General features: G+C 64.4%; 17 protein-coding genes. 14 read left to right on the top strand and 3 right to left on the bottom strand.

Going from position 1 to position 18,061, the window contains the following annotated elements:
* The first annotated feature begins 96 nt into the window (after positions 1-96).
* From pdxA to ABKS89_RS02770, 10 genes are all read left to right on the top strand, one after another.
* Positions 97-1,098 carry a 4-hydroxythreonine-4-phosphate dehydrogenase PdxA gene (pdxA, locus tag ABKS89_RS02815; protein WP_348589146.1) on the top strand — a complete coding sequence of 334 codons (1,002 nt, stop codon included), beginning with the start codon at positions 97-99 and terminating at the stop codon, positions 1,096-1,098.
* A 116-nt stretch (positions 1,099-1,214) separates the two neighbouring features.
* Positions 1,215-2,042, top strand: coding sequence for a 16S rRNA (adenine(1518)-N(6)/adenine(1519)-N(6))-dimethyltransferase RsmA (rsmA, locus tag ABKS89_RS02810; RefSeq protein ID WP_348589147.1), 828 nt, complete (start codon positions 1,215-1,217; stop codon positions 2,040-2,042).
* The gene (apaG, locus tag ABKS89_RS02805; RefSeq protein WP_054908027.1) at positions 2,039-2,419 is read left to right on the top strand and encodes a Co2+/Mg2+ efflux facilitator ApaG/CorD; all 381 of its coding nucleotides are present in this window, start codon (positions 2,039-2,041) and stop codon (positions 2,417-2,419) included. Before rsmA ends, apaG begins: the two co-directional genes overlap by 4 nt.
* Positions 2,419-3,243, top strand: a complete 825-nt coding sequence (locus ABKS89_RS02800) for a symmetrical bis(5'-nucleosyl)-tetraphosphatase (RefSeq protein ID WP_348589148.1) — start codon at positions 2,419-2,421, stop codon at positions 3,241-3,243. Before apaG ends, ABKS89_RS02800 begins: the two co-directional genes overlap by 1 nt.
* Before the next feature lie 42 nt (positions 3,244-3,285).
* Positions 3,286-3,615, top strand: coding sequence for a thiosulfate sulfurtransferase GlpE (gene glpE / locus ABKS89_RS02795; protein WP_045212715.1), 330 nt, complete (start codon positions 3,286-3,288; stop codon positions 3,613-3,615).
* Positions 3,616-3,903: 288 nt separating this feature from the next.
* A complete protein-coding gene (locus ABKS89_RS02790) occupies positions 3,904-5,826 on the top strand; it encodes a PrkA family serine protein kinase (protein ID WP_045212719.1) in 1,923 nt (640 codons plus the stop codon).
* Between the two features lie 104 nt (positions 5,827-5,930).
* A complete protein-coding gene (locus ABKS89_RS02785) occupies positions 5,931-7,202 on the top strand; it encodes a YeaH/YhbH family protein (protein WP_045212721.1) in 1,272 nt (423 codons plus the stop codon).
* Positions 7,199-8,752: a SpoVR family protein gene (locus ABKS89_RS02780; RefSeq protein ID WP_138213011.1), complete on the top strand. Its 1,554-nt coding sequence runs from the start codon at positions 7,199-7,201 to the stop codon at positions 8,750-8,752. Before ABKS89_RS02785 ends, ABKS89_RS02780 begins: the two co-directional genes overlap by 4 nt.
* 58 nt (positions 8,753-8,810) lie before the next feature.
* Complete coding sequence (locus tag ABKS89_RS02775) at positions 8,811-9,320, top strand: DUF4136 domain-containing protein (protein ID WP_348589243.1); 510 nt, start codon at positions 8,811-8,813, stop codon at positions 9,318-9,320.
* Between the two features lie 122 nt (positions 9,321-9,442).
* Complete coding sequence (locus tag ABKS89_RS02770) at positions 9,443-10,672, top strand: multifunctional CCA addition/repair protein (protein WP_138213013.1); 1,230 nt, start codon at positions 9,443-9,445, stop codon at positions 10,670-10,672.
* A 124-nt stretch (positions 10,673-10,796) separates the two neighbouring features.
* On the opposite strand, the gene folK is transcribed toward ABKS89_RS02770, so the two are convergent.
* Together folK and folB are read right to left on the bottom strand one after the other, a co-directional pair.
* Positions 10,797-11,333, bottom strand: coding sequence for a 2-amino-4-hydroxy-6-hydroxymethyldihydropteridine diphosphokinase (folK, locus tag ABKS89_RS02765; protein WP_138213014.1), 537 nt, complete (start codon positions 11,331-11,333; stop codon positions 10,797-10,799).
* Positions 11,324-11,677, bottom strand: a complete 354-nt coding sequence (gene folB / locus ABKS89_RS02760; protein ID WP_015475255.1) for a dihydroneopterin aldolase — start codon at positions 11,675-11,677, stop codon at positions 11,324-11,326. The genes folK and folB overlap by 10 nt, the downstream gene beginning before the upstream one ends.
* Positions 11,678-11,757: 80 nt before the next feature.
* Here folB and plsY point away from each other — a divergent pair, with 80 nt between their 5' ends.
* Positions 11,758-12,327 carry a glycerol-3-phosphate 1-O-acyltransferase PlsY gene (gene plsY / locus ABKS89_RS02755; protein WP_348589149.1) on the top strand — a complete coding sequence of 190 codons (570 nt, stop codon included), beginning with the start codon at positions 11,758-11,760 and terminating at the stop codon, positions 12,325-12,327.
* 94 nt (positions 12,328-12,421) lie between these two features.
* Here plsY and tsaD read toward each other — a convergent pair whose 3' ends face one another.
* Positions 12,422-13,447 (bottom strand): tRNA (adenosine(37)-N6)-threonylcarbamoyltransferase complex transferase subunit TsaD, encoded by a 1,026-nt coding sequence (gene tsaD / locus ABKS89_RS02750; RefSeq protein ID WP_138213016.1) that lies wholly within the window; start codon positions 13,445-13,447, stop codon positions 12,422-12,424.
* A gap of 200 nt (positions 13,448-13,647) precedes the next feature.
* Here tsaD and rpsU point away from each other — a divergent pair, with 200 nt between their 5' ends.
* From rpsU to rpoD, 3 genes are all read left to right on the top strand, one after another.
* Complete coding sequence (gene rpsU, locus ABKS89_RS02745) at positions 13,648-13,863, top strand: 30S ribosomal protein S21 (RefSeq protein ID WP_003085057.1); 216 nt, start codon at positions 13,648-13,650, stop codon at positions 13,861-13,863.
* Positions 13,864-14,063: 200 nt separating this feature from the next.
* The gene (dnaG, locus tag ABKS89_RS02740) at positions 14,064-16,100 is read left to right on the top strand and encodes a DNA primase (RefSeq protein ID WP_138213017.1); all 2,037 of its coding nucleotides are present in this window, start codon (positions 14,064-14,066) and stop codon (positions 16,098-16,100) included.
* 78 nt (positions 16,101-16,178) lie between these two features.
* Positions 16,179-18,032 carry an RNA polymerase sigma factor RpoD gene (rpoD, locus tag ABKS89_RS02735; RefSeq protein ID WP_138213018.1) on the top strand — a complete coding sequence of 618 codons (1,854 nt, stop codon included), beginning with the start codon at positions 16,179-16,181 and terminating at the stop codon, positions 18,030-18,032.
* The last annotated feature ends 29 nt before the right edge of the window (positions 18,033-18,061 follow it).

Here is an 18,061-nt window from a genome sequence, read left to right as displayed (position 1 = left end):
GGCCGGGTTTCTTTTTGCCTGTCGAAAGCTTCGAAGAACCTGGGCTTCGTCGTAGAGTGGGTCCATCTGCTGCAAATCCCGATTCGAGAGTCCCTGATGAGCACTTCCCACCTTTTCGCCCTCACCCCCGGCGAACCCGCCGGCATCGGCCCCGACCTCTGCCTGCTGCTGGCCCGCGAAGCGCAACCGCACCCACTGGTCGCCGTCGCCAGCCGTGAACTGCTGGCCCAGCGCGCCGCCCTGCTGGGGCTGAACATCGACCTGCAGGAAGTCGGCCCTGGCCAATGGCCCAGCGCCGCCGCCCCGGCCGGCACCCTGTATGTCTGGGATACCCCACTGGCCGCGCCAGTCGAACCGGGCAAGCTGAACCCGGCCAACGCCGCCTACGTGCTGGAGACCCTGACCCGCGCCGGCCAGGGCTGCCTGGACGGACACTTCGCCGGGATGATCACCGCGCCGGTGCACAAGGGTGTGATCAACGAAGCCGGCATCGCCTTCTCCGGCCACACCGAGTTCCTCGCCGACCTCACCCACACCGCCCAGGTAGTGATGATGCTCGCCACCCGCGGCCTGCGTGTCGCGCTGGTGACCACCCACCTGCCGCTGCGGCAGATCGCCGACGCCATCACTCCGGATCGTCTGGAGCGCGTCACCCGCATCCTGCATGCCGACCTGCGCGACAAGTTCGGCCTGGCCAACCCGCGCATCCTGGTCTGCGGCCTGAATCCCCATGCCGGCGAAGGTGGCCACCTCGGCCACGAAGAGATCGACGTGATCGAACCGACCCTGGAGCGCCTGCGCACCGCGGGCATGCAGCTGATCGGCCCGCTCCCGGCCGACACGCTGTTCACCCCCAAGCACCTGGAGCATTGCGACGCCGTGCTGGCGATGTACCACGATCAGGGACTGCCGGTGCTCAAGTACAAGGGCTTCGGCGCTGCGGTGAACGTGACGCTGGGCCTGCCGATCATCCGCACCTCGGTGGACCACGGCACCGCGCTGGATCTGGCCGGCACCGGCCGGATCGACAGCGGCAGCCTGCAGGTCGCCCTGGAAACCGCCTACCAGATGGCTGAAGCCGGCGCCGACGCACGCTGATCCCAGGCATTCCGTTCGGCCAGCGTTTCGTGCTGGCCGCGCCGGGCTGGTAAACTGATGGTTTTTCCGCCTCCAGCCGGCCGCCACCTGCGCCCGGCTGCTCTCCGGAGCCCTCGATGTCCGAACTCTTCCAGCACCGCGCCCGTAAACGCTTTGGGCAGAACTTCCTGCATGACGCCGGGGTGATTCACAAGATCCTGCGTGCCATCGCCGCCAAGGAAGGCCAGCACCTGCTGGAAATCGGCCCGGGCCAGGGCGCCCTGACCGAAGGCCTGGTGGACAGCGGCGCGAAGCTCGACGTGATCGAGCTCGACCTGGACCTGATCCCGCAACTGAAATGGCGCTTCGGCCTGAAGCCCAACTTCAGTCTGCACCAGGGCGATGCCATGAAGTTCGACTTCGCCACCCTCGTGGCCTCTCCCGAGGACAAGCTGCGCGTGGTCGGCAACCTGCCCTACAACATCTCCACCCCGCTGATCTTCCACCTCCTGGACCACGCCTCGCTGATCCAGGACATGCACTTCATGCTGCAGAAGGAAGTCGTGGAGCGCCTGGCCGCCGAGCCGGGCAACGGCGACTGGGGCCGCCTGTCGATCATGGTGCAGTACTTCTGCCGCGTGGATTACCTGTTCACCGTCGGCCCCGGCGCGTTCAACCCGCCGCCCAAGGTGGAGTCGGCCATCGTCCGCCTGGTGCCCTACACCGAACCGCCGCATCCGGCCAAGGATCACCGCGTGCTGGAGCGCATCGTCCGCGAAGCCTTCAACCAGCGCCGCAAGACCCTGCGCAACACCCTGCGCACGCTGATGAGCGTCGAGGATATCGAAGCCGCCGGCGTCGACCCGACTCTGCGTCCCGAGCAGCTCAGCGTTGCCGACTTCGTCAGCCTGGCCAACCGCTACAGCGAAACCAACCCGGAAGCCGAGCAAGGACCGACCGCATGAGCGACCCCCGCTACCAGGTCAGCGTCAGCGTCACCACCCGCCACCTGCCCGAGCAGTCCCAGCCGGAGCAGCAGCGCTACGTGTTCGCCTACACCGTGACCATCCACAACCACGGCGAGCTGGCCGCCAAGCTTCTGACCCGCCACTGGATCATCACCGACGGCGACGGCCATGTGCAGGAAGTGCGCGGTGCCGGCGTGGTCGGCGAGAAACCGCTGATCGAGCCGGGCGCCAGCCACACCTACACCAGCGGCACCGTGATGGCGACCAAGGTCGGCAGCATGCACGGCAGCTACCAGATGGTCGCCACCGACGGTCACCACTTCGACGCCGAGATCCCGGCATTCCGCCTCGCCGTACCGGGGGCGCTGCACTGATGGCCACCTACGCCGTCGGCGACCTGCAGGGCTGTCTGGAACCGCTCAAGTGCCTGCTGGCGCAAGTGAAGTTCGACCCAGCCCAGGACAAGCTGTGGCTGGTGGGCGACCTGGTCAACCGCGGCCCGGCGTCGCTGGAAACCCTGCGCTTCCTTTATGGCATGCGCGATTCGCTGGTCTGCGTGCTCGGCAACCATGACCTGCACCTGATCGCCGTCGCCTACAACGCCGAGCGCCTGAAGAAGAACGACACCCTGCGCGAGATCGTCGAGGCGCCGGACCGCGCGCAACTGATCGAATGGCTGCGGCAGATGCCGCTGGTCCACCACGACGCCCAGCGCGACATCACCCTGGTGCACGCGGGCATCCCGCCGCAATGGGACATCGACAAGGCCCTGCAACGCGCCGCCGAAGTCGAAGCCGCCCTGCGTGATGACGCCCAACTGCCGATGTTCCTCGATGGCATGTACGGCAACGAGCCGGCCAAGTGGGACAAGAAGCTCACCGGCATCGCGCGCCTGCGGGTGATCACCAACTACTTCACGCGCATGCGCTTCTGCACGCCTGACGGCAAGCTCGACCTGAAATCCAAGGAAGGCCTGGACACCGCGCCTCCCGGCTATGCCCCCTGGTTCAGCTATGCCGAGCGCAAGGCAGCCGGGCGCAAGATCATCTTCGGCCACTGGGCCGCGCTGGAAGGCCAGTGCGACGTCCCCGGCCTGTTCGCCCTCGACACCGGTTGCGTGTGGGGCGGCAGCATGACGCTGATGAACGTCGATACCCTCGAGCGCATCCACTGCAGCTGCGCCGATAAACCAGAATGATTGCAGCGCGGCCACAGGCTGCGCGCCTTGCGAGGTAACCCCATGAGCGACTTCAAGCGCATCGCCCCCGACCAGGCCCAGCAACTGCGCGAAAGCGGCGCCCAGGTCGTCGACATCCGCGACCCGCAAAGCTACGCGACGGGCCATATCAGCGGCTCGCGGCACATCGACAACTACTCGGTGGCCGACTTCATCCGCGAGGCCGACATGGACGCACCGCTGGTCGTGGTCTGCTACCACGGCAACTCCAGCCAGAGCGCGGCCGCCTATTTCGTCCAGCAGGGCTTCTCCGAGGTCTACAGCCTCGATGGCGGCTTCGAACTGTGGCGCAGCGTCTATCCCGCGGATACCAGCGCTGGCGGCTCTGACTGAAAGTCCCTACGAAAGGGGCGGATTAGCCCCTTCAAAAAATCTGTAACTTCTCGCTCTTTCGTCCTTTACACACCGAAGAACGAACTATCCTTTCCCTCAGGCCATCCAAAAAAGGGAGAGCCGGCACACCGGCTTCCGGTTAATCGGCAGTGACCATTGGGGCGGATCAGGGCAGTGGCCAGGTTCCGTTGGAGTTCTGGGGGATTCTCGCCGGTAAGCACTGGCAGCCCGACCGCACCCGCACAGACCGATCCGGCGCCGGCTCCATGCATCGAGCGAGGAGACGTCATGAGCATTTTCAGTCACTTCCAGGAACGCTTCGAAGCGACCCGTCAAGAAGAGTACTCCCTCCAGGAGTACCTGGATCTCTGCAAGCAGGACAAGATCGCCTACGCCACCGCCGCCGAGCGGATACTGATGGCCATTGGCGAGCCTGAGCTACTCGACACATCCGTCGATTCCCGCCTGTCGCGAATCTTCTCCAACAAGGTGATCCGCCGTTACCCGGCCTTTGCCGACTTCCATGGCATGGAAGAGTGCATCGACCAGATCGTCTCCTTCTTCCGCCACGCTGCCCAAGGCCTGGAAGAGAAGAAACAGATCCTTTACCTCCTGGGCCCGGTCGGCGGCGGTAAATCCTCCCTCGCCGAGAAGCTCAAGCAACTGATGGAGCACGTGCCCTTCTACGCGATCAAGGGCTCGCCGGTGTTCGAATCGCCCCTGGGGTTGTTCAACCCGGACGAAGACGGCGCCATCCTCGAGGAAGACTACGGCATCCCGCGCCGCTACCTGCGCTCGGTGATGTCGCCCTGGGCAACCAAGCGCCTCAACGAATTCGGCGGCGACATCAGCCAGTTCCGCGTGGTCAAGCTGCACCCCTCGATCCTCAACCAGATCGCCATCGCCAAGACCGAGCCGGGTGACGAGAACAACCAGGACATCTCCGCGCTGGTCGGCAAGGTGGATATCCGCAAGCTGGAAGAATTCCCGCAGAACGACGCCGACGCCTACAGCTACTCGGGCGCGCTGTGCCGGGCCAACCAGGGCCTGATGGAATTCGTCGAGATGTTCAAGGCACCGATCAAGGTCCTGCACCCCTTGCTCACCGCGACCCAGGAAGGCAACTACAACAGCACCGAAGGCCTCGGTTCGCTGCCCTACAGCGGCATCATCCTCGCCCACTCCAACGAATCGGAATGGCACAGCTTCCGCAACAACAAGAACAACGAGGCCTTCATCGACCGGATCTACATCGTCAAGGTGCCGTACTGCCTGCGCGTCTCCGACGAGATCAAGATCTACGACAAGCTGCTGATCAACAGCTCGCTGGCGCACGCCCACTGCGCGCCGGACACCCTGAAGATGCTCTCGCAGTTCTCCGTGCTGTCGCGCCTGAAGGAGCCGGAAAACTCCAACATCTACTCGAAGATGCGTGTCTACGACGGCGAAAACCTCAAGGACACCGATCCCAAGGCCAAGTCGATCCAGGAGTACCGCGACACCGCCGGTGTGGATGAAGGCATGTCCGGGCTTTCCACCCGCTTCGCCTTCAAGATCCTCTCCAAGGTATTCAACTTCGACCCGCATGAAGTCGCTGCCAACCCGGTACACCTGCTCTACGTGCTGGAACAACAGATCGAGCAGGAGCAGTTCCCGCCGGAAACCCGCGAGCGCTACCTGCGCTTCCTGAAGGAATACCTGGCGCCGCGCTACGTCGAGTTCATCGGCAAGGAAATCCAGACCGCGTACCTGGAGTCCTACAGCGAGTACGGCCAGAACATCTTCGACCGCTACGTGCTGTACGCCGACTTCTGGATCCAGGACCAGGAATACCGCGACCCGGAGACCGGCGAAATCCTCAACCGCGCGGCCCTCAACGAGGAGCTGGAAAAGATCGAGAAACCGGCTGGCATCAGCAACCCGAAGGACTTCCGCAACGAAATCGTCAACTTCGTGCTGCGCGCCCGTGCCGGCAACAACGGCAAGAACCCCAGCTGGCTGTCGTACGAGAAGCTGCGTGTGGTGATCGAGAAGAAAATGTTCTCCAACACCGAAGACCTGCTGCCGGTCATCAGCTTCAACGCCAAGGCGAGCAAGGAGGATCAGCAGAAGCACAACGACTTCGTCAAACGCATGGTCGAGCGCGGCTACACCGAGAAGCAGGTGCGCCTGCTGTCGGAATGGTATCTGCGGGTTCGCAAGTCGCAGTAGTCTGCCATCGGCGCGGCGGCATTCCCGCCGCGCCGGTCGCCGTCGCATTCGGACCTGTCCGTGGCGGCTCCACGCCGCTGCGCAGCAGGCCCTGAGGAGCATTCATGAGCTACGTCATCGACCGGCGTCTGAACGGCAAGAACAAGAGCACGGTGAACCGCCAGCGCTTCCTGCGGCGTTACCGTGAGCACATCAAGAAGGCCGTCGAAGAGGCCGTCAGCCGCCGCTCCATCACCGACATGGAACACGGCGAGCAGATCAGTATTCCTGGCCGCGATATCGACGAGCCGGTCCTGCACCATGGCCGTGGTGGTCGCCAGACGGTGATCCACCCCGGCAACAAGGAATTCACTACCGGCGAACACATCCCGCGCCCCCAGGGCGGTGGTGGTGGCCGTGGCGCCGGCAAGGCGAGCAACCAGGGCGACGGGATGGACGACTTCGTCTTCCAGATCACCCAGGAGGAATTCCTCGACTTCATGTTCGAGGACCTGGAACTGCCCAACCTGGTCAAGCGACACCTCACCGGCAGCGACACCTTCAAGACCGTGCGCGCCGGCATCAGCAACGAGGGCAACCCCTCGCGCATCAACATCGTGCGCACCCTGCGCTCGGCCCACGCCCGGCGCATCGCCCTGTCCGGCTCCACCCGCGGCAAGCTGCGCGCGGCGATAGCGGAGCTGGATCGCCTCAAGCGCGAGGAACCGGACAACCTCGGCGACATCCAGGAGCTGGAGCAGAAGATCGCCGGCATGCGCGCGCGCATCGACAAGGTGCCGTTCCTCGACACCTTCGACCTCAAGTACAACCTGCTGGTGAAGCAGCCCAACCCGACCTCCAAGGCCGTGATGTTCTGCCTGATGGACGTCTCCGGCTCCATGACCCAGGCCACCAAGGACATCGCCAAGCGCTTCTTCATCCTTCTCTACCTGTTCCTCAAGCGGAACTACGAGAAGATCGAGGTAGTGTTCATCCGCCACCACACCAGCGCCCGCGAGGTGGACGAGGAAGAGTTCTTCTATTCCCGCGAAACCGGCGGGACCATCGTCTCCAGCGCCCTGAAACTGATGCAGGAGGTGATGGCCGAGCGTTATCCCACCAATGAGTGGAACATCTACGCCGCCCAGGCCTCGGACGGCGACAACTGGAACGACGACTCGCCGGTCTGCCGCGACATCCTGATGAAGCAGATCATGCCCTTCGTCCAGTACTACACCTACGTCGAGATCACTCCGCGCGAGCACCAGGCGCTGTGGTTCGAGTACGAGAAGATCCGCGATACCTTCGAAGACAGCTTCGCCCAGCAGCAGATCGTCTCCGCCTCGGACATCTACCCGGTGTTCCGCGAGCTGTTCCAGAGGAGGCTAGTCGCATGAGCAAGCGCCAGCCGATTGCCACCGGCTCGGAGTGGACCTTCGAGCTGATCCAGCAATACGACCGCGAGATCAGCCGCCTCGCCGAGCGCTACGCGCTGGACACCTACCCCAACCAGATCGAGGTGATCACCGCCGAGCAGATGATGGATGCCTATGCCTCTGTCGGTATGCCCATCGGTTACAACCACTGGTCCTACGGCAAGCATTTCCTCAGCACGGAAAAGAACTACAAACGCGGTCAGATGGGCCTGGCCTACGAGATCGTGATCAACTCCGACCCGTGCATCGCCTACCTGATGGAAGAGAACACCCAGTGCATGCAGGCGCTGGTGATCGCCCACGCCTGCTACGGGCACAACAGCTTCTTCAAAGGCAACTACCTGTTCCGCACCTGGACCGACGCCACCTCGATCATCGACTACCTGGTGTTCGCCAAGTCCTACATCAACAAGTGCGAGGAACGTTACGGCATCGACGCCGTGGAAGACCTGCTGGACTCCTGCCACGCCCTGATGAACTACGGCGTGGACCGCTACAAGCGGCCCTATCCGATCTCTGCCGAGGAAGAGAAGCAACGGCAGAAGGAGCGCGAGGAGCAGATCCAGCGCCAGGTCAACGACCTCTGGCGGACCATTCCCAAGGCCGGCGGCAAGGACAAGGAACAGGGCATGGCCCGCTACCCCAGCGAGCCGCAGGAAAACATCCTCTACTTCATCGAGAAGAACGCCCCGCTGCTCGAGCCCTGGCAGCGCGAAGTGGTGCGCATCGTGCGCAAGGTGGCGCAGTACTTCTACCCACAGCGCCAGACCCAGGTCATGAACGAAGGCTGGGCGACCTTCTGGCACTACACCCTGATCAACGACCTCTACGACGAAGGCCTGGTCAGCGACGGCTTCATGATGGAGTTCCTCCAGTACCACACCAGCGTGGTCTACCAGCCGGGCTTCGACAGTCCCTACTACAGCGGCATCAACCCTTACGCGCTGGGCTTCGCCATGTACCGCGACATCCGCCGCATCTGCGAGAACCCCAGCGAGGAAGACAAGCGCTGGTTCCCGGACATCGCCGGCAGCGACTGGCTGGCGACGATGAAGTTCGCCATGAAGAGCTTCAAGGACGAGAGCTTCGTTCTGCAGTTCCTTTCGCCCAAGGTGATCCGCGAGTTCAAGCTGTTCAGCATCCTCGACGACGACCAGAAGGACGACATGCTGGTCGACGCCATCCACGACGACGACGGCTACCGCAAGATCCGCGAAACCCTCGCCGCGCAGTACAACCTCGGCAACCGCGAGCCGAACATCCAGATCTGGGACGTCGACCGCCGCGGCGACCGCTCGCTGACCCTGCGCCACCAGCAGCACGACCGCAAACCGCTGGGCGAATCCACCGACGACGTGCTCAAGCACCTGCATCGCCTGTGGGGCTTCGACATCCACCTGGAGACCCTGCAGGGCGAGAACATCGTCAACACCTTCCACATGCCCCCAAAGGGTGAACGCGACAACGAGGAGGGCTACCCGCGTCTCGACCTGATCATCCCACCCATTTGATCGGTTGACCGTGGCAGCAGGCGTGACAAGCATGGCGGCAACCCCGCTGGAGACCGCCATGCGTCTGTTCGCCATTCTCCTGCTCTGCCTTGCTGTCGCGACCTGCAGCAACCCCGTCCCGCACGCCCAGGTCGCGCATCCCGCCGATGCGCGCCTGGCCGGGCTGCGCGACTTCCAGCTGATGCCACCGGAAAACGCCGTCGACGCCCTGCCCTACCGCAGCCGTTACCCCCTGATCAACGCCCAGGTGCGCCAGGGCCTGATCGAACGCGGCTACCGCGAAAGCGCGGCTCCACAGTTGCGCGTCTACTACTGGCTGGCGCTGCAGGATGCGCCACTGGAATTCAAGGTCGACGTGCCGCCGCCCAACCCGCTCGGCCCTTATCTCGCCATCCACCGCCTGCGCGACGAAACCGGCACCCTGCGCCTGCGCCTGACCGATGCGCAGGAACAGACGCTCTGGGAAGGCACCGTCAGCACCGGCCTGAGCCCCGCGCACGCCAGCGCCGCCCTGCTGCAGGACGCCATCGGCGCACTGCTCCAGCAGGTCCCCGTCGCCGCGCCTTAAACCAGAACTCCCTGTAGGAGCCGGCCATGCCCGCGAGCGGCGCCGCAAGCGCCCCCTCCCTGCCGAGCTTGCCCCACTCGCCGCAAACCCCGAAGCTATCCTCCAGAACAGGAGACAGCTTCATGCAGATCTACAAGGTGGGCGGCGCCGTGCGCGATCGCCTGCTCGGCATCCCCTTCAGCGACACCGACTGGGTGGTGGTCGGCGCCAGCGCCGACGAGATGCTCGCCCAGGGCTACCGCCCGGTGGGCGCCGACTTCCCGGTCTTCCTCCACCCGAAAACCGGCGAGGAGTACGCCCTCGCTCGTACCGAGCGCAAGAGCGGGCGTGGCTACGGCGGCTTCACCTTCTACGCCAGCCCCGACGTCACCCTGGAAGAAGACCTGATCCGCCGCGACCTGACCATCAACGCCATGGCCGAGGACGATGACGGCCAGGTCGTCGATCCCTACCACGGCCAGAAAGACCTCGAAGCCCGCCTGCTGCGCCACGTCTCCCCGGCCTTCGCCGAAGACCCGTTGCGCGTGCTGCGCGTCGCGCGCTTCGCCGCCCGCTATGCGCCGATGGGCTTCAGCGTGGCGCCGGAAACCCTGGCGCTGATGCGCGAGCTGTCGGAGTCCGGCGAGCTGGAAGCGCTGACCGCAGAACGCAGCTGGAAGGAAATCTCCCGCGCCCTGATGGAGTCGCGCCCGGACGTGTTCATCCAGGTCTTGCGCGACTGTGGCGCCCTGGCCGTGCTGATGCCGGAAGTCGATGCGCTGTTCGGCGTGCCGCAACCGCCGCAGCACCACCCGGAAGTGGATACCGGCGAGCACGTGCTGGCCGTGCTGCGCGAGTGCGCCAGGTACGATCAACCGCTGAGCGTGCGCTGGGCCTGCCTGGTGCACGACGTGGGCAAGGGCGAAACCCGCGAGGAAGAGTGGCCTAAGCACCACGCCCACGAACATCTGGGGCTGCCACTGATCGACGCGATCAACGCACGCTTCAAGGTCCCGCGAGATTGCCAGGAACTGGCGCGACTGGTCGGCGAGTACCACACCCACTGCCACCGTGCGCTCGAACTGCGGCCGAACACCATTCTGGAGTTGCTGCAATCCTTCGACGTCTACCGCCGACCGCAGCGCTTCGAGGAGTTCCTCGCCGCCAGCGAGATGGACGCCCGCGGCCGCCATGGGCTGGAGGACCGCGAATACCCGCAGGCCGAGTACCTGCGCGGCGCGGCGCAGGCCGCCCGCTCGGTCGCGATACAGCCATTGCTGGAAAAGGGATACAAGGGTGCCGAGCTGGGCGAAGCGCTCAAGCGTGAACGCCTGACGACCCTGAAGGCCTACAAGGAAAGCCACGCCGGCTGACTACGTCACACCACTGTAGGAGCGGGCCATGCCCGCGATCGCGCCCATGGGGCGCTCCTACAGGTGACGCCCCATGGACGCATCACCTGTCGCGGTGGCGTCCCGGGAGAAACCCGAACACAAATCAGGCCGCCGGATGCGCCTCGATCAGCGCCGCCGGTGTCAGCTCCACACCGCGCCACTGGAAGGGTACCGGCCAGAGCTCCTGCGCGATCTGCGCGTCCGCCCACAGCTCGGCAAACGAACGCTGCGCCCCCGGATGCCTCACCTCGGGCGCCAGCAACGCCAGCGGCCAGAGCACGAAGGCGTTCTTCAACACCTCGGCGCGCGGCAGCGTCAGGCCGTCGAACTCACCGTGCAGATCGCCATACAGCAGCACGTCGATATCCAGCGGCAGGCCCTTGCGCTCCGGCGCATAGCGGCCGTTGTCCGCCTCGATGTGCTTGAGCCGCAGGCTCAGCTCCGCCAGCGGCTGATCGGTGCGCGCAACGATCACGAAGTTGTAGAAAGGGCCGCTGCGAATGCCCACCGGCTCGCTCTCGAAGACCGGCGAGCAGTGGATGTCCTCGAGGAAACCGTCCAGCGCCTCCAGCCCGGCGAGCAGGTGGCGCTCACGGTCGAAGTTGCTGCCCAGTCCGAGGTAGACCGTCGTCAACGGCATCCGCGTTCGATCTCCACACCCACGCCGATGGCGGCCGCAACAGCGCCGGGCTTGGTGACTTTCAGGCGCAGCCACTGGATGCCGAATTCCGCCATCAGCAGCTCGGCCAGGCGCTCGGCGAAGGTTTCCACCAGCTGGAAATGCGCGTCACGGGCGAAAGCCATGACCCGCTCGGAGAGCACCGCGTAGTCCAGGGCCTTGGCGATATCGTCGTCGGCCGCCGCAGGGCGGTTGTCCCAGCCCAGCGTCAGGTCCAGGCGCAGGCACTGCCGGATACCCCGTTCCCAGTCGTAGACGCCGATCACGGTGTCCACTTCCAGCCCCTCGATGAAAACTCTGTCCACTGACTGCATGCTCCAAGGCGACACGACAAGCGGCCGGCGCCCCGTTAGAATCGGAAACGACCTCGTCTCCGGTGGAAACCATGTTCTGGTTCTTGGCGATCCTCGCCTACCTGCTCGGATCACTGTCCTTCGCGGTACTCCTCAGTCGCCTGTTCGGCACCGCCGACCCGCGCGCCAGCGGCTCGGGCAACCCCGGCGCCACCAACATGCTGCGCCTGGCCGGGAGGAAGATCGCCATCCTCACCCTGCTCGGCGATCTCGCCAAGGGGCTGGTTCCGGTTCTTTTAGCCCGGCTGATCGGCCTGTCCGACGTGGAGCAGGCCTGGATCGGGCTGGCAGCGGTGATCGGTCACCTCTACCCGCTGTACTTCAACTTCCGTGGCGGCAAGGGCGTTGCCACCGCCGCCGGCATGCTGCTGGCACTGTACCCGCCGGCCGCCCTGCTCGCGGCAGTCGCCTGGCTGGTGACCTTCAAGCTGTCGCGCACCAGTTCGCTCGCTTCCCTGGTGGCCACGCCGCTGACCCTGCCGCTGCTGGCCTGGCAGGAACCTTCGGCGCTGCTGCCGATGACCGCGCTCACCGGCCTGATCGTCTGGCGTCACCGCAGCAACCTGCGCAACCTGATCGCCGGACGCGAACGTCACTTCTAGAGCCGCGAGCTTCCCGGCCCGCGTATCACGCTGCAAGCGAAAAAACGGCCCATGCCGCTCAGAGCATGGGCCGCGTCGTTTGCAGCTTCATTATTCAGATCGCCGGCAGCGACTCCATTGGCCAACGCGCCTGGACGCCGATCGACGGGCCGTCCTGCTGTCCGGCCACCAGCCGCTGGCAGCCAGCATAGGCGATCATCGCGCCGTTATCGGTGCAGAAGCGCGGGCGGGCGTAGAACACCTGGCCCTTCATCTCACCGAGCATCTTCTCCAGATGCTGGCGCAGCGCCTGGTTGGCGCTGACGCCACCGGCGATCACCAGGCTCTTCAGATGAGTCTGCTTGAGCGCGCGCTTGCACTTGATGGTCAGGGTCTCGACCACTGCCGTCTGGAATGCCAGAGCGATATCGCAGCGAGTCTGCTCGCTGTCATCACCTTCGGCCACGCAGCGCTGCCAGGTATTCAGGGCGAAAGTCTTGAGGCCGCTGAAGCTGAAATCCAGGCCCGGACGGTCGGTCATCGGGCGCGGGAAGACGAAGCGACCAGCGGTACCGCTCTCGGCCAGACGCGCAATCTCCGGACCGCCGGGATAGGCCAGGCCGAGCAGTTTGGCGGTCTTGTCGAAGGCTTCGCCGGCAGCGTCGTCCACCGACTCGCCGAGCACCTGGTACTGGCCGATGCCATCCACCCGCACTAGCTGGGTGTGGCCGCCGGACACCAGCAAGGCGACGAACGGGAACTGTGGCGGCTGCTCTTCGAGCATCGGCGCCAGCAAGTGGCCTTCCATATGGTGCACGCCGACGGCCGGTATGCCCCAGGCGAACGCCATGGCCTGGGCGCAGGACGCGCCGACCAGCAGCGCGCCCACCAGGCCGGGGCCGGCGGTGTAGGCGATGGCGTCGATGTCTTCGGCGGTGCAGCCGGAGTCGGCCAGCACCTGACGAATCAGCGGCAGCATGCGCTTCACGTGATCACGGGAGGCCAGCTCGGGGACCACGCCGCCGTATACGCGGTGCAGGTCGATCTGGCTGAACAGCGCGTCGGCCAGCAGGCCTTTTTCGCTGTCGTACAGGGCGACGCCGGTCTCGTCGCAGGAGGTTTCCAACCCCAGCACTAGCATGGGTTTGAGCCTTTACTCTGGGCAAAATTGAAGCCGCGCATCATAATCGCCGGCTGGGCTTCGGACCAGTGCTTTTCGATCGGAGGCTTTGCATTCCTCCTTCCGAACGTTTAATATCCGCAACCCTTGAAAACCGCCGACTCCGAACAACCGTCAGGAGCGCGATAAATCCTCCGGTAATCATTGAAGGTACGACCTGGATGCCCGCCGTCAAAGTTAAAGAGAACGAACCCTTCGACGTAGCTCTGCGTCGTTTCAAGCGCTCCTGCGAAAAAGCAGGCGTACTGGCCGAAGTCCGTAGCCGTGAGTTCTACGAAAAGCCGACCGCCGAGCGTAAGCGCAAGGCCGCTGCCGCTGTTAAGCGTCACGCCAAGAAAGTGCAGCGCGAACAGCGCCGCCGCGAGCGCCTGTACTGAGTTACAGCGCTTCGTCGCACGCTTTCCGCATCGCCCGGCCCACTCGCCGGGCGAGTGCCTGAAACAAGGCACCCCACTCCGATTCGCATTCGCGGACTTCGGAGTTTTTGCTTTTCCAGCCCCATGCTTAGTCTCAAGCCTCGCTCGCGGCCCCAGCGCCCCGCGCTATGCTTGGGTCCACCCTGTGTCCCGTTGAGTCTATGGCCGGCCTGATTCCACAATCCTTCATCGATGACCTGCTCAACCGCACCGACATTCTCGATGTGGTGAGTTCGCGCATCCAGCTGAAGAAGACCGGCAAGAACTACAGCGCCTGCTGCCCGTTCCACAAGGAGAAGACACCCTCCTTCACCGTCAGCCCGGACAAGCAGTTCTATTACTGCTTCGGCTGCGGCGCCGGCGGCAACGCACTCGGCTTCATCATGGACCACGACCAGCTGGACTTCGTCCAGGCGGTCGAGGACCTGGCCAAGCGCGCCGGCATGGACATTCCCCGCGAGGAAGGCCGGCGCGGCAACAAGCCACGCCAACCAGTCGACTCGCCGCTCTACCCGCTGCTGGCTGCGTCCGCCGAGTTCTACCGCCAGGCGCTGAAAGGCCACCCGGCGCGCAAGGCCGCAGTGGAATACCTCAAGGGCCGCGGCCTGACCGGCGAGATCGCCCGCGACTTCGGCCTGGGCTTCGCCCCGCCGGGCTGGGACAACCTGCTGAAGAACCTGGGCGGCGACAACCTGCAGCTCAAGGCCATGCTCGACGCCGGCCTGCTGGTGGAAAACCCAGACAGCGGCAAGCGCTACGACCGCTTCCGCGACCGGGTGATCTTCCCCATCCGCGACAGCCGCGGGCGAGTGATCGCCTTCGGCGGCCGGGTGCTGGGCGACGACAAGCCGAAATACCTGAACTCGCCGGAAACCCCGGTCTTCCATAAAGGACAGGAGCTCTACGGCCTGTACGAGGCACGGAAGAACAACCGGGATCTCGACGAGATCATGGTGGTCGAAGGCTACATGGACGTCATCGCGCTGGCCCAGCAGGGCATCCGCAATGCGGTCGCGACCCTGGGCACGGCCACCAGCGAAGAACACATCAAGCGGCTGTTCCGCATCGTGCCGAACATCCTCTTCTGCTTCGACGGCGACCAGGCCGGCCGCAACGCCGCCTGGCGCGCGCTGGAGTCGGCACTGAGCAACCTGCAGGACGGGCGCAAGGTGCGCTTCCTGTTCCTGCCCGAAGGCGAAGACCCGGACAGCCTGGTGCGCGCCGAAGGCCCGGACGCGTTCCGCGCCCGCCTCGCCCACCAGGCCCAGCCGCTGGCGGACTACTTCTTCCAGCAACTGACCCAGGAAGCCGACCCCAGCACGCTGGAAGGCAAGGCGCACCTGGCGACCCTGGCCGGGCCGCTGCTGGAGAAGATTCCCGGCAACACCCTGCGCCTGCTGATGCGCCAGCGCCTGGGCGAAATCACCGGACTGTCCGTCGAGGCGCTCAACCAGATCAGCGCGCCACGCTCCGGCCTCACCGGCCAGGGCAAGCCCAGCCATGCGCCTGCTCCGACCAAGACACAGGGCTCAGAACAGCACGCCCACGAGTACGCCGACTACGATATGGGCCAGTTCGCCGGCCAGTTCGCAGAGCACGGCGACAGTCATTACCAGGACGCTTCGAACTACTTCGAGGCGCCACAGGAATTTTCCGCCGGCAACGGCGGCGCCAAACAGGGCAAGAAGCCCTGGAAGGGCGATCGCAAATGGGATGGCAAGGGCAAGAAAGGCGACTTTACGCCGCGCCAGCCACGCACCGAGATCAGCGTCGAATCGCCGACCCTGACCGCGCTGCGCACCCTGCTGCACCATCCTCAACTGGCGCAGAGCGTCGAGGATGCGAGCCACTTTTCCAACGAGGGACAGACCTATTCGCAACTGCTCGCGGCCCTGGTCGAAGCGTTGCAGAAGAATCCGAGACAGAGCTCGATGCACCTCATCGCGCGCTGGCACGGAACACCCCAAGGGCGCCTGCTGCAGGTGCTGGCGGGGAAAGAATGGCTGATCGATGACGGCAATCTTGAAAAGCAGTTCGTCGACACCATTACTACACTTGCACACAACCAACTGCTCAGCAGCCGCGAAGCCCGCCTGCACAGTGTGCTGCGAAAGAATCCCAGTGAACTGACCGACGAAGAGAAAGCGTTACTGCGGGAGCACTACAGCACCCCCTCTTCAACAGGCAGCCAGAGCTGAACTGGCGCCTGAAGCCTCGAATCTGGTATAATCCTCGGCTTATTTCAGCCCGCCAAGACCTTCAGTGGATAGGGTGTTATGTCCGGAAAAGCGCAACAGCAATCTCGTCTCAAAGAGTTGATCACCCGTGGTCGTGAGCAGGGTTACCTGACTTACGCGGAGGTCAACGACCACCTGCCGGAGGATATCTCTGATCCGGAACAGGTAGAAGACATCATCCGCATGATCAACGACATGGGGATCAACGTATTCGAGACAGCCCCGGATGCGGATGCCCTGCTGCTGGCGGAAACCGATACCGATGAAGCTGCCGCCGAAGAAGCTGCTGCCGCCCTTGCCGCGGTAGAGAGCGACGTTGGCCGCACGACCGACCCGGTGCGCATGTACATGCGTGAAATGGGTACCGTGGAACTGCTGACCCGCGAAGGCGAGATCGAAATCGCCAAACGCATCGAGGAAGGCATCCGCGAGGTCATGAGCGCCATCGCCCAGTTCCCCGGCGCGGTGGATGGCATTCTCGAAGAGTACAACCGCATCGTCGCCGAAGGCGGCCGCCTGTCTGATGTCCTCAGTGGCTACATCGACCCGGATGACGGCACCGTGCCGGCCGAGGAAGTCGAGCCGGTCGGTCTGAAAGACGACGCCGAAGCCAAGGACAAGGATAAGGACGAAGAGGACGAAGAGTCCGACGGCGACAGCGAGGAAGAAGAAGGCGACGGCGGTCCGGATCCGGAAGAAGCCGCTCGTCGTTTCGGCGCCGTTTCCGAGCAGCTGGAAAAAGCCAAGAAGGCTCTGAAGAAGCACGGCCGCGGCAGCAAGCAGGCGACCGAAGAGCTGGTCGCCCTGGCCGAACTGTTCATGCCGATCAAGCTCGTGCCGAAGCAGTTCGACGTGCTGGTCGCCAAGGTCCGCGATTCGCTGGACAGCGTCCGCCGCCAGGAGCGCGCCATCATGCAGCTGTGTGTGCGTGATGCCCGCATGCCGCGTGCCGACTTCCTGCGCCAGTTCCCCGGCCACGAAACCGACACCGCCTGGGTCGACTCCGTACTCAAGGGCAAGCCCAAGTACGCCGAGGCCATCGAGCGCCTACGTGATGACATCCTGCGCAACCAGCAGAAGCTGGTCGACCTGGAAACCAGCTCGCAGCTGACCGTTGCCGAGATCAAGGACGTCAACCGCTCCATGTCCATCGGCGAGGCGAAAGCCCGTCGTGCGAAGAAGGAGATGGTCGAGGCGAACCTGCGTCTGGTGATCTCCATCGCCAAGAAGTACACCAACCGCGGCCTGCAGTTCCTCGACCTGATCCAGGAAGGCAACATCGGCCTGATGAAGGCGGTGGACAAGTTCGAATACCGTCGCGGCTACAAGTTCTCGACCTATGCCACCTGGTGGATTCGCCAGGCGATCACCCGTTCGATCGCCGACCAGGCCCGCACCATCCGTATTCCGGTGCACATGATCGAGACGATCAACAAGCTCAACCGTATCTCCCGCCAGATGCTGCAGGAGATGGGTCGTGAACCGACCCCGGAAGAGCTGGGCGAACGCATGGACATGCCGGAAGACAAGATCCGCAAGGTCCTGAAGATCGCCAAGGAACCGATCTCCATGGAAACGCCGATCGGTGACGACGAAGACTCGCACCTGGGCGACTTCATCGAGGACTCCACCATGCAGTCGCCGATCGAAGTGGCGACCAGCGAGAGCCTCAAGGAAGCCACCCGCGAAGTCCTCGCCGGCCTCACCGCTCGCGAAGCCAAGGTCCTGCGCATGCGCTTCGGCATCGACATGAATACCGACCACACCCTCGAGGAAGTCGGCAAGCAGTTCGATGTAACCCGTGAGCGTATCCGCCAGATCGAAGCCAAGGCGCTGCGCAAGCTGCGCCACCCGTCGCGAAGCGAGCACCTGCGCTCCTTCCTCGACGAGTGACGAAGAACCCCCGGCCAAAACCGGGGGTT

The organism is Pseudomonas sp. LABIM340 (genome assembly GCF_040017195.2).
Taxonomy (GTDB): domain Bacteria; phylum Pseudomonadota; class Gammaproteobacteria; order Pseudomonadales; family Pseudomonadaceae; genus Pseudomonas.
Note: the sequence above shows the minus strand (reverse complement) of the source record. Positions and strands in the feature narration are given on the sequence as shown.

What these genes read in the sequence shown, in the direction of transcription:
- pdxA (WP_348589146.1), top strand. Translation starts at nt 97, where the DNA reads ATGAGCACTTCCCACCTTTTCGCCCTCACCCCCGGCGAACCCGCCGGC.
- rsmA (WP_348589147.1), top strand. Translation starts at nt 1,215, where the DNA reads ATGTCCGAACTCTTCCAGCACCGCGCCCGTAAACGCTTTGGGCAGAAC.
- apaG (WP_054908027.1), top strand. Translation starts at nt 2,039, where the DNA reads ATGAGCGACCCCCGCTACCAGGTCAGCGTCAGCGTCACCACCCGCCAC.
- ABKS89_RS02800 (WP_348589148.1), top strand. Translation starts at nt 2,419, where the DNA reads ATGGCCACCTACGCCGTCGGCGACCTGCAGGGCTGTCTGGAACCGCTC.
- glpE (WP_045212715.1), top strand. Translation starts at nt 3,286, where the DNA reads ATGAGCGACTTCAAGCGCATCGCCCCCGACCAGGCCCAGCAACTGCGC.
- ABKS89_RS02790 (WP_045212719.1), top strand. Translation starts at nt 3,904, where the DNA reads ATGAGCATTTTCAGTCACTTCCAGGAACGCTTCGAAGCGACCCGTCAA.
- ABKS89_RS02785 (WP_045212721.1), top strand. Translation starts at nt 5,931, where the DNA reads ATGAGCTACGTCATCGACCGGCGTCTGAACGGCAAGAACAAGAGCACG.
- ABKS89_RS02780 (WP_138213011.1), top strand. Translation starts at nt 7,199, where the DNA reads ATGAGCAAGCGCCAGCCGATTGCCACCGGCTCGGAGTGGACCTTCGAG.
- ABKS89_RS02775 (WP_348589243.1), top strand. Translation starts at nt 8,811, where the DNA reads ATGCGTCTGTTCGCCATTCTCCTGCTCTGCCTTGCTGTCGCGACCTGC.
- ABKS89_RS02770 (WP_138213013.1), top strand. Translation starts at nt 9,443, where the DNA reads ATGCAGATCTACAAGGTGGGCGGCGCCGTGCGCGATCGCCTGCTCGGC.
- folK (WP_138213014.1), bottom strand. Translation starts at nt 11,333, where the DNA reads ATGCCGTTGACGACGGTCTACCTCGGACTGGGCAGCAACTTCGACCGT.
- plsY (WP_348589149.1), top strand. Translation starts at nt 11,758, where the DNA reads ATGTTCTGGTTCTTGGCGATCCTCGCCTACCTGCTCGGATCACTGTCC.
- tsaD (WP_138213016.1), bottom strand. Translation starts at nt 13,447, where the DNA reads ATGCTAGTGCTGGGGTTGGAAACCTCCTGCGACGAGACCGGCGTCGCC.
- rpsU (WP_003085057.1), top strand. Translation starts at nt 13,648, where the DNA reads ATGCCCGCCGTCAAAGTTAAAGAGAACGAACCCTTCGACGTAGCTCTG.
- dnaG (WP_138213017.1), top strand. Translation starts at nt 14,064, where the DNA reads ATGGCCGGCCTGATTCCACAATCCTTCATCGATGACCTGCTCAACCGC.
- rpoD (WP_138213018.1), top strand. Translation starts at nt 16,179, where the DNA reads ATGTCCGGAAAAGCGCAACAGCAATCTCGTCTCAAAGAGTTGATCACC.